A 10,182-nucleotide genomic window follows, 5' to 3' on the forward strand; every position below is an offset into this window, starting at 1 on the left:
GAACAAGTTCGCTCCTACCGGTCCAGCGGCCATGCGCCCACCTCGGTAGGACCGAATTTATTCGGGAGGGCTGCATTTCAGGCGATACACAGGCTGGGGATGCACCATCCCCCCTCGCGAACAAGTTCGCTCCTACCGGTCCAGCGGCCATGCGCCCACCTCGGTAGGACCGAATTCATTCGGGAGGGCTGCATTTCAGGCGATACACAGGCTGCGGATGTACCATCCCCCTCGCGAACAAGTTCGCTACAGAGGATTTACGTTCAGATTCAAAAATCGTTGAACAGCACTGCCTGTCCCTGCGGTGAGGTGAAAATCCCGTCGCCGCTGTGGCCCACATTCGGGACTACGACCAAACGCTGATTCAGCCCCTGTGGATGGCGTTTCTGCAGGTATTTGAAGAAGTTCTCGCCACGTTCCAGACGCTGGGCACCTTGCGCTTCTGCGCCGCAGGTCTTGTCCAGAGCCGGGTGTTTCGGGTCGGTGTCGTTCTGGCCGAGCAAGTAGGTCACGTCACGCTTCACATAATCGTCTTCGATCTCGGCCGTTTTGACTTTCCCCGCATAAGGCGGCATGCCGTTCAGACCGTATTTCCATTCGTTGAAGCCGGGGCAACTGGCCTTGGTGACGGGCAGCGGACGCTCGGTATCAAAGTAGGCGTATGACGATGGATTGGCGATCACGTAGCGCAGCTTGATGCCTTCCTTTTTCAACAGCACGTCTTCCTTGCCGCCGATCATCACGTAGCGCTGCACCACTTGCGCACCCCCGGAATGCCCGGCGATGACGATTTCCGTGAGGTTCGGGAACAGCTTGCTGTCGCTCAGGCGACGCAGAATATGGTCGATGACCAGATATGAGCTGACCGGCTTCGGTCCAACCGAATTTTCACCCGCCATCCATTGGTCGCCATGCCAGCGCAACACGTTGTCGCCCAGGTGGTGCGCTGCGATGTCTTTCTCGTCGAGAAACTGCGGGGCGATCAGCAGGGTCTTGTTGCGTTGCTTCGACTGATTGGCAGCACGTTCGATACTGCGCAGGTAAGTCGGCGCGTTACGCAACCGGCCATGCAGCACAATCACTGCACGTTCGATCTGCGGCCGGGGCTGATTCCAGTTCAGGCTCATGCCGAGCGTTGCCTGGGCGCCATTGATCGTCAGACGCTCCGGGCTGATGGATTTGACCGCCTGATCCTCGGCGTGAGCGTTGAAACTCAGAAGGGTGCTTAACGACAGGATCAGCAGCGGTTTCATCATGTGATCAGAGGCTCTTGGCGGCGAATGTGTCGCATTGGTTGAGTTGGCCCTGGGCAAAGCCGGTTTTGAACCAGCGAACCCGTTGGGCGGATGTCCCGTGTGTAAACGAGTCCGGCACTACGCGCCCCTGACCCTGTTGCTGAAGGCGATCATCGCCAATGGCGTTGGCTGCATTCAAGGCTTCTTCAATATCACCCGGCTCCAGCCAGTTCAAACGCTTTTGTGCGTTATAGGCCCAAACACCTGCAAGACAGTCAGCCTGAAGCTCCTGGCGGACCAGCAAACCGTTGCTGCCTTCCATGCGCTGACCACTGCGGCGAGCGGCGTCGACTTTTTCCGAAACCCCCAGCAATGTCTGCACATGGTGGCCTACTTCGTGAGCAATCACATAAGCCTGAGCAAAATCGCCTGCGGCCTTGAAGCGTTGTGACATTTCGCGGAAGAACTCCATGTCCAGATAGACCTTCTGGTCGGCAGGGCAGTAGAACGGCCCGCTGGCCGATGTGGCAAATCCACATGCGGACTGCACCTGACCGCTGAACAGCACCAGCGTTGGATCTTTATATTGGCGGCCGCCCAGCTGGAAGGCTGCGCGCCAGGTGTCTTCGGTGTCGCCGAGAATCGACCGGACGAACTCCGCCTGTTCATCGTTGGCCGGTGGAGCCTGGCGGGTCTCACTGGACGTTGGCGCTTGTGTCCCCTGGCCGGTGAGCTGGCCGAGAATCTGCATCGGGTCCTGACCGGTCAACAGGCCGATGGCCACGATGATAATCACGCCGCCGATGCCGAGTCCCTTGCCTCCTATGCGCATCCCACCGCCGCCGCTGCTGCCGTCACGTGCGTCCACGACGTTATCGCTGCGCCGACCCTTTTTCCATAGCATGTGGGAATCCTCTTCTTATCCTGTAAGGAGTGTCGCTGCTACCCACAGGCTGCGCCAGTCCGATTGTCAGACGCATAACCTGAATGGGAGTTGAACGACGTACATCTAGCGCAGGAGTAGAGAGGAGCAGGAGGCAATTAGTTCGCGATCAGTCCGGGTAATTAGCCCCGCACGAGACGTTGTTCACTTTTGACTGAGTTCATGAACGCCAGCATGGCCGAGGACTGGACCCGATGGCGGCGGGTAATCAGGCCGTAAGGCGGCAGGCGCGCCTCGAATTTGATCGGCAGCACGGCCAGCAAATCGCGACCGGGGTAGTCCTCGACCACCGACACCGGTGTCACGCCGAGCATGTCGGTTTGCTGTACCAGCGACAGCAAGGTCATGATCGACGTGGTCTCAACAATGCTGCTGGGGATGTCGACCCGCGCATTGTGGAACACCTGATTGATGATCGAGCGCATCGGGCTTGGATGCTGTTGCAGGACCCAGGTCATGTTTTGCATGTCGCCCCAACCCAGGTGCGTCGCGTTGGCCATGGGATGCTTCGCGCCGGCAACCACGCAGAGTTCCTCTTCGCCCAGGCTGTCGAATAGCAGATCATCGGAGCGGGCACCGCCAGGAATTCTGCCGAGCACCACGTCCAGTTGATCTTGCAGCAACGCCTGCACCAGCACATCGCTGGTGTCGACCTGGATGCTCATGGACAGACGCGGATGGCTTTTCTTCAGTTCGGCGATGGTCCGGGTCAGCAGGCCCGAAGCCAGGGCGGGAATCGCACCCACTACAACCCGGCCGAGGTTGCCGGACTCCAGTGCCACCAGTTCCTCACGCATACCGCTCAGTTCGGCGAACACCATGCGCGCGTAATAGATGACGGTTTCACCGAACTGTGTGGCGCGCATGCCCCGTGGCAGACGCTCAAACAGTTCGACGCCGAGCAAATCTTCGGCTTCGTGAAGCATCTTGGTCGCGGCGGGCTGGGTCATGCCGATGTTGTCGGCAGCCCGACGTAAAGAGCCCAGTTCCTGAAGCGCCAGCATCAACCGTAACTGGCGAAGTCGCAGGCGGCTGTGAATCACGTTGGCATCAGGAATACGGGTCATGATCGCGTCTCGCGGAAAAGTCTGGGGCTGAGCCTGACAAGAAATGTCAGGGCTTACCAGCCCCTTGCCATTCATTGCGCGGATTTCGCTTTGGCTGCATGACGCGTCCGCCAGCCCAGTGCGTTTCTGATCCCACTGGAAATCAAGGGCCAGAACAACATCAGCAGTGCCGCAGTGGTCAGGCTGCCCACCAGCGGATTGGACCAGAAAATGCCCAGTTGTCCGTCGGAAAACAGCATCGACTGGCGGAAAGCATCTTCGGCCTTGTCGCCCAGAACAGCCGCCAGAACCAGTGGCGCAATCGGGTAGCCGAGTTTTTTGAACAGATAGCCCAAGGCGCCAAAGACCAGCATCAGCCCGACATCGAACAGCGAGTTGTGCACCGAGTACGCACCGATTGCGCAGATCATGATGATGATCGGGGCAATGATCGAGAATGGAATGCGCAGGATCGAGGCGAACAGCGGCACGGTTGCGAGTACGACGATCAGACTGACCACGTTACCCAGATACATGCTGGCGATCAGGCCCCAGACGAAATCGTGCTGCTCGACAAACAACGTCGGGCCGGGGTGCAGACCCCAGATCATCAAGCCGCCCATCATCACTGCCGCCGTGGCAGAACCTGGAATGCCCAGGGTCAGCATCGGCAGCAGGGCGCTTGTGCCAGCAGCGTGGTCCGCCGTTTCCGGCGCAATAACGCCTTCGACTTCACCCTTGCCAAAGTTGTCACGATTCTTCGAGAAGCGCCGCGCCAGGCTGTAGCCCATGAACGACGCTGCCGTCGGGCCGCCCGGTGTAATGCCCATCCAGCAACCCACCAGCGTGCTACGCAAAATCGTTAGCCAGTAACGCGGCAACTTGGCCCAGGTGCGCAAAATGGTCATGGGTGTAATGCGTGCATGCTCGCCACGGAACACAAGGCCTTCTTCAACGGTGCAGAGGATTTCACCGATACCGAACAGGCCGATTACCGCGACCTCGAAGCTGATGCCGGTCATCAGGATCGGCTGGTCGAAAGTCAGGCGCAGGTTGCCTGACACGGTGTCCATACCGACGGCGGCCATGGCAAAGCCGATCATCATCGCGACTACGGTTTTCAGCGGCGGGTTCTTGCTCATGCCGATGAACGTACAGAACGCCAGCAAATACACCGCGAAGAATTCCGGTGAGCTGAAGGACATGGCGAATTCGGCGATGCGTGTCGACAGGAAGGTCAGCAACAGCACGCCCGCCAGTGCGCCAATCAACGCCGAACTGAAGGCGGCGGTCAGCGCCTCGGCTGCACGGCCGTCACGGGCCATGGGGTAACCGTCAAAGGTGGTTGCCACCGATGACGGCTCACCGGGAATGTTGAACAGGATCGAAGTGATCGACCCGCCGAACAACGCCCCCCAATACATGCACGACAAAAGAATGATGGCCGACACGGGCGACATGGTGAAGGTCAGCGGTAACAGCAGGGCAACGCCATTGGGGGCACCAAGGCCGGGCAGTACGCCGACCAGAATTCCCAGCAGCACGCCGACCACCATCAGGCCGATATGGCCTGGCGTGAGGATGAGGTTCATGCCGTGCAGCAGGGAGTCGAATTCACTCATTGCATCGATCTCCCGGCCATTGCCAGCCAGTCACCGACCGGACCTGCGTCCAGTGGAACCTTGAACCACAGCGCGAAGATCAGGTAGCTGGCCAGGACTGCACCGCCGGATACCGAGCAGATCATGAGTTTGCCGTAAGGTTTGGCCCGAACCCGGTCGCGCCACATGAACCAGGCGATGAATACCGCCGACGCCATGTAGATACCGGTGAACGGCATGGCTGCAACGAATAGGGCGATGGGAATGAACACTGACAGCACTTGGGCAAACTGGCTGCGGCTGACAAAGCTGATGTTCAGGGCATGCCAGCGTACCAGCGTGAGGACAATGTTGCCCAGGCTTGCGCAGCCCAACAGCAGGCCGATGTAAAACGGGAAATAACCCGGCTCGGGACCTGCGTCACCCCAGCCAATGCCTTGCTCAAGGCTGCCATACATCACCACTGCACCGATCAACAGGGTGAATAACGCCAGCCCGAGCTCGACCCAGCGAGTGCCGACCAGCGCAGATGTTTCAGAAGAATGGGGCATGGAACACCTCCGGATATAACTGCCGGGTGAACACCCGGCAGTGGGGCCTGATCAGTCAGTTCACTCGCGCAGCCAGCCAGCATCCTTGAACACCGGCGTAACTCGGGCCGTATCCTGCTGGATGTAGGCACTCAGTTGGTCGCCTTCGAGGAAGGTCGGCACCAGTGCGTTCTGTTTGACGTAGGCCTTGAACTCAGGGGCTTCTGAAACTTTGCGCATCAGTTCGGTATAGAACGCGCGTTGTTCGGCAGTCACTTTGCCGGGCATGAAGACGGTACGCGGGAAGCGATACTGATCGACGCCCAGGCCCTGTTCGAGGCAAGTCGGTACGTCGGCCCATGATTTGTCCCCGGCAACTTTGTCGGTGTAGCCCATGCGCTCTTTACTGAATACGCACAGCGGCTGGACCTGATCACCGCGCCACTGGCTGATGCTTTCGCTTGGATTGTTCACGTTGGCAGCGATATGTTTACCCGCCAATTGGGTGGAGGCTTCGCTGCCGCTTTTGAACGGGATGTAAACCAGCTTGCTGCCCGTGGTTTTGTTCAGCAGCAGGGTCAGGGTCTGGTCGACGTCCTTGGACTGGCTGCCGCCCATGCGCAGCTTGGACGGATCGGCCTTGACCGCTTCGTAGAAGCTTTTGGCGTCTTTCCACGGCGCGTCTTTGTAGGTCCAGAGAATGAAGTCGTCTTCAGCGACGGCGGCAACCGGAGTCAGTTCTTGCCATTGATAACCAAGCTTGGAGACCAGTGGCAGCAAGTAAATGTTGTTGGTGCCGATCACCAGTTTGTCGGCATCACCTTCAGACATCTTGATGTCCAGAAACGCCTCGGCCCCGTTGCCGCCGCCTTTGTTCAGGACCACGGTGTTGACGTCCAGCAGCTTGTGAGTGGTGATGATTGACTGAATCAGACGGCCGAGCTGATCGGTACCGCCACCAGGGCCGCCAGCGACGATGATTTCAACATTCTTGTCGGGTTGCCAGGCGTTGGCCAGGGCGGGAAGGGTGCCAGCGCAAACAAGGGAACAGCCGAGCAGAAGACGGGACACGCGTCGAAGGGATGCGGTTCGCATGATGATGAAACCTCTATTTCTTGTAATTGTTTTTTGAGCGATTTGCCTGATTCAGTGACCGGCAAATCTTGGGTCGAGTGTGGGAAGCTATTGCGGTGGCGTCTACTCAAAACATCAGATACACCGATAGCCTGGGGTTATCGCAGGTCGGCTGACACATATCGATCTGATGACCTGTAGGACCGGCTTTACGCACGATTCTGTAGGAGTGAGCTTGCTCGCGATTGGATCTGTCAGTCGACTTCAACATGAACTGACTGGACGCCATCGCGAGCAAGCTCACTCCTACAGTTTCAGTGTTTACCGAGAGGCAGCGCGCGCTCAAAGATATCCCTGGGTTATCACCGTATGTGTTTTTTTGATTAGACGGTTATCGCTTCGCCTCTGATAGTGAGCGCCACAGCAACACCTACAACAACAATAAAAAACGAGGTAAGCACCATGGATCGTTCCAGTGCACCCGTGCATCTGCCTGACGCAGGTGTCTCTACCGCTACCGGCAACCCGGCGGTCGCTACCACTGCCCGAGCCACTTCGGTGCGCTGGCGGATTTTTGCCATCATCTTTCTGCTGACCATGGTCAATCTCATCGACCGGGTCTCGCTATCCATCGCCATGCCCACCATCGCCAAGGAATTCGAGCTGTCGCCGAGCATGCAGGGCCTGATTCTCAGCAGTTTCTTCTGGGCGTATGCGCTGCTGCAAATCCCAGGTGGCTGGATGATCGACCGCTTCGGTCCGCGTCGTGTCATCACCTGGTCCACCGGTTTGTGGGGCACCTTTCAGGTGTTGGCAGGCTTCGCCACGGGCGGTGTTTCGCTGCTGTTTGCGCGGATGTTTCTCGGGGCAGCCGAAGCGCCATTGTTTCCGTCAGGCGGCAAGCTGATTTCCCTGTGGCTGGCTCCCAGCGAACGCAGCCGTGGCGCAGTCATGATGGACAGCGGCAGCCCTCTGGGCGTGGCGCTTGGCGGTTTGATCATCGCTTACTTGATTGCCACGCTGGACTCCTGGCGCATGGCGTTCGTCATCGCCGGTGTGGCGACCTTATTGCTGGGCTGGGTTTCCTGGCGTTATCTGCGTGATGATCCATCGGTTCACCCGCAGGTCAATCAGGCCGAGCTGGACAAGATTAATGCGGGTCGCGCCACACCGGCTGCCGAGGCCGCCCGTGCTCCTGTCAAAGGCTTGGGTATCGCGGCACGGTCGCTGACTGGCTTGCTGGTCGGACGCTCCAGTTGGGCGATGGTGTATTTTGGTCTGCTGACCTGGGGGCCGAGCTATCTGGCTCAGGCCCGCGGCTTTGATATCAAAGGCATTGGCGCGGCAACCTTCGTGATCTTCATTTGCGGCGCGCTGGGCTCGCTGACCGGTGGCTTCCTGTGTGACGGCCTGATTCGCAAGGGCGTGCGCCGAGGCCTGGCGGTCAAAGGCCTGCTGACCTTTTCCGGCTTGATTGCCCTGGCGGCGCTGGTGATGTTGCCAACCCTGAGCAACCCGTTCGCGGCGGTCGGGCTGTTGGCGATGACTGCGTTCTTCCTGATGTGGGGCAGCCTGTACTGGAGTTTCCCGGCATTGCTGGCCGCACCGGCCCGGGTCGGCCTGATCGGCGGCGTGATGAATCTGGCGGGCAGCATCGGCGGGATCTTCGTGCCGATTCTGGTCGGGGTGATCCTGCAGTTCTTCGGTGGCTTCGGTGCCGTGCTCGCATTCTTCGCTTTCTGCGCCGCACTGTTTGTTCTGGCCACCTTGTTTATCAGCCTGGATGGGCAGCAGGAGGTGGCGGATGTCTGAGTTGTGGAGCGGACCGATTGTCGATGCTCACCATCATTTCTGGGACCCGCAGATCAATTACCACCCGTGGCTGGCGGAGGACGCCAATATCCCGTTTCGCTACGGTGATTACTCAGCCATCAAACGTCGTTACCTGCCGCCAGAGTATTTTGCAGACGCCGGTGAACATCAGGTTGTGCAGACCGTGTACGTCGAAACCGAATGGGACCCCCGTGACCCGATTGGTGAGACGCGTTTTGTCGAGCAATTGGCCGTTCGTTATGGGGTGCCCAATGCCATCGTTGCGCAGGCCTGGCTGGATCATTCGGATGCCGTGGATGTGCTTCGTGCCCAAGCGGCATTTCAATGCGTGCGCAGCGTCAGGCACAAACCTGAAGGGCCGACATCGCCGGAGCAGGTCGGCACGCATCGCAGCCTGATGAGCGACGAGCACTGGCGGCGCAGTTTTGCTGCCTTGCACGGTCTGGGTCTGCATTTCGATTTGCAAACGCCTTGGTGGAATCTGCCCGAGGCTGAGCAACTGGCACGAGACTTCCCGGACACCACCATCATTCTTAACCATGCGGGGCTGCCTTCTGATCGCAGCGAGCAGGGCCTGGCCGGTTGGCATGCGGCCATGAGCCGACTGGCCGAGCAGCCCAATGTCGTTGTGAAGATTTCTGGCCTGGGCCAGCCGGGCAAACCATGGCGCGCCGAGGACAACGCTTGGATCGTGCGGGAAATCATCGCCATGTTCGGCGCAGACCGGGGGATGTTTGCCAGTAACTTTCCGGTGGACAGCCTGTGCGGCTCGTTTGACGACATCTACAGCGGCTTCAAACAGATCGTTCGCGATTTACCTGTCGCCGACCAGCAACAGCTTTTTTACAGCAATGCGCGACGTATCTACCGTTGCGAGCCTTCAGCCACTGCACAGACGTGGCCCGAACAGATGAGGAATCAAGCATGAGCAAGACTCGAATTGCGATGGTATTGGGTGACCCGGCCGGTATCGGTCCTGAACTGATTGCCCGTCTGCTGGCCGAGCCGCAGGTGCGCAGCCAGGCCCAGGTCATTCTGATTGCCGACGAAGCCGAAATGCAGCGCGGCATGCAGATCGCCGGTATGGAATTTCCCTATCGTCAGGTTGAGTCCCTGCAGGACCTGAACTTCAGCGACGACACGCCACTGTTCTTCAACTATCGCGGCGATACGGTGGGTGAATTCCCGCGCAGCGAAGCCAGTGTCATCGGTGGGCGCTATTGTCTGGATACGCTGAAAATCGCTGTCGAACTGACCGCCGCAAAAACCACAGATGCAGTGTTGTTCGGGCCGCTGAACAAGACCTCGCTGCACATGGCAGGCATGGCGCACAGTGACGAACTGCACTGGTTTGCCGAGCTGTTGGGTTTCGACGGGCCCTTCTGTGAGTTTAACGTGCTGGATAATCTCTGGACCTCACGCGTGACCTCCCACGTGGCGCTGTCGGCGGTGCCGGGCATGCTCAATCAAAATCGTGTGGTCGAAGCGATTCGTCTAATCGACACCGCGCTTAAACGCAACGGCCTGGAGCGTCCGCGTATCGGCGTTTGCGGCCTCAACCCGCATAACGGCGACAACGGTTCGTTTGGCCGTGAAGAGCTGGACATCATCGGCCCAGCCGTGAAAACCGCGCAGGCGCAGGGCATTGCGGCGGATGGGCCGTATCCGGGTGACACCATCTTCCTCAAGGTGCAGGGCGATGCCAGTGCCTTTGATGCGGTGGTGACGATGTACCACGACCAGGGTCAGATCGCGATCAAACTGATGGGCTTCTCCCGTGGTGTGACGGTGCAGGGCGGTTTGCCGATCCCGATTACCACGCCTGCGCATGGCACCGCGTTTGATATCGCAGGGCAGGGCAAGGCCAATGTCGGCGCTATACGCCAGGCGTTCGAGATTGCCTGCCGGATGGGGCGCAGC

General features: G+C 59.1%; 9 protein-coding genes. 3 read left to right on the forward strand and 6 right to left on the reverse strand.

Translation table 11 applies throughout. The features are described 5' to 3' along the window. Positions 1-269: 269 nt before the first annotated feature. The 6 genes from H8S59_RS23650 to H8S59_RS23675 all read right to left on the reverse strand — a co-directional run bounded on the left by H8S59_RS23650 (position 270) and on the right by H8S59_RS23675 (position 6,450). Complete coding sequence (locus H8S59_RS23650) at positions 270-1,256, reverse strand: alpha/beta hydrolase (RefSeq protein ID WP_187522999.1); 987 nt, start codon at positions 1,254-1,256, stop codon at positions 270-272. 4 nt (positions 1,257-1,260) lie between these two features. Next, a complete protein-coding gene (gene ypfJ / locus H8S59_RS23655) occupies positions 1,261-2,139 on the reverse strand; it encodes a KPN_02809 family neutral zinc metallopeptidase (RefSeq protein WP_095101772.1) in 879 nt (292 codons plus the stop codon). A 161-nt stretch (positions 2,140-2,300) separates the two neighbouring features. Further along, a complete protein-coding gene (locus tag H8S59_RS23660) occupies positions 2,301-3,245 on the reverse strand; it encodes a LysR family transcriptional regulator (protein WP_095101922.1) in 945 nt (314 codons plus the stop codon). Between the two features lie 71 nt (positions 3,246-3,316). Beyond that, complete coding sequence (locus tag H8S59_RS23665) at positions 3,317-4,846, reverse strand: tripartite tricarboxylate transporter permease (RefSeq protein ID WP_027900501.1); 1,530 nt, start codon at positions 4,844-4,846, stop codon at positions 3,317-3,319. Next, positions 4,843-5,376, reverse strand: coding sequence for a tripartite tricarboxylate transporter TctB family protein (locus H8S59_RS23670; RefSeq protein WP_095101768.1), 534 nt, complete (start codon positions 5,374-5,376; stop codon positions 4,843-4,845). Before H8S59_RS23670 ends, H8S59_RS23665 begins: the two co-directional genes overlap by 4 nt. Positions 5,377-5,436: 60 nt before the next feature. Beyond that, the gene (locus H8S59_RS23675) at positions 5,437-6,450 is read right to left on the reverse strand and encodes a Bug family tripartite tricarboxylate transporter substrate binding protein (protein ID WP_187523000.1); all 1,014 of its coding nucleotides are present in this window, start codon (positions 6,448-6,450) and stop codon (positions 5,437-5,439) included. Between the two features lie 441 nt (positions 6,451-6,891). Here H8S59_RS23675 and H8S59_RS23680 point away from each other — a divergent pair, with 441 nt between their 5' ends. From H8S59_RS23680 to H8S59_RS23690, 3 genes are all read left to right on the forward strand, one after another. Then, the gene (locus H8S59_RS23680) at positions 6,892-8,241 is read left to right on the forward strand and encodes an MFS transporter (protein WP_187523001.1); all 1,350 of its coding nucleotides are present in this window, start codon (positions 6,892-6,894) and stop codon (positions 8,239-8,241) included. Continuing rightward, the gene (locus H8S59_RS23685) at positions 8,234-9,190 is read left to right on the forward strand and encodes an amidohydrolase family protein (protein WP_187523002.1); all 957 of its coding nucleotides are present in this window, start codon (positions 8,234-8,236) and stop codon (positions 9,188-9,190) included. Before H8S59_RS23680 ends, H8S59_RS23685 begins: the two co-directional genes overlap by 8 nt. Continuing rightward, the coding region (locus H8S59_RS23690; protein WP_187523003.1) for a 4-hydroxythreonine-4-phosphate dehydrogenase PdxA at positions 9,187-10,182 on the forward strand (996 nt) is incomplete at its 3' end. The genes H8S59_RS23685 and H8S59_RS23690, both read left to right, overlap by 4 nt.

This window comes from Pseudomonas folii (assembly GCF_014357575.1).
Taxonomy (GTDB): Bacteria; Pseudomonadota; Gammaproteobacteria; order Pseudomonadales; family Pseudomonadaceae; genus Aquipseudomonas; species Aquipseudomonas folii.

Coding starts and splice junctions, on each gene's coding strand:
- H8S59_RS23650 (WP_187522999.1), bottom strand. CDS start 1,256: ATGATGAAACCGCTGCTGATCCTGTCGTTAAGCACCCTTCTGAGTTTC.
- ypfJ (WP_095101772.1), bottom strand. CDS start 2,139: ATGCTATGGAAAAAGGGTCGGCGCAGCGATAACGTCGTGGACGCACGT.
- H8S59_RS23660 (WP_095101922.1), bottom strand. CDS start 3,245: ATGACCCGTATTCCTGATGCCAACGTGATTCACAGCCGCCTGCGACTT.
- H8S59_RS23665 (WP_027900501.1), bottom strand. CDS start 4,846: ATGAGTGAATTCGACTCCCTGCTGCACGGCATGAACCTCATCCTCACG.
- H8S59_RS23670 (WP_095101768.1), bottom strand. CDS start 5,376: ATGCCCCATTCTTCTGAAACATCTGCGCTGGTCGGCACTCGCTGGGTC.
- H8S59_RS23675 (WP_187523000.1), bottom strand. CDS start 6,450: ATGCGAACCGCATCCCTTCGACGCGTGTCCCGTCTTCTGCTCGGCTGT.
- H8S59_RS23680 (WP_187523001.1), top strand. CDS start 6,892: ATGGATCGTTCCAGTGCACCCGTGCATCTGCCTGACGCAGGTGTCTCT.
- H8S59_RS23685 (WP_187523002.1), top strand. CDS start 8,234: ATGTCTGAGTTGTGGAGCGGACCGATTGTCGATGCTCACCATCATTTC.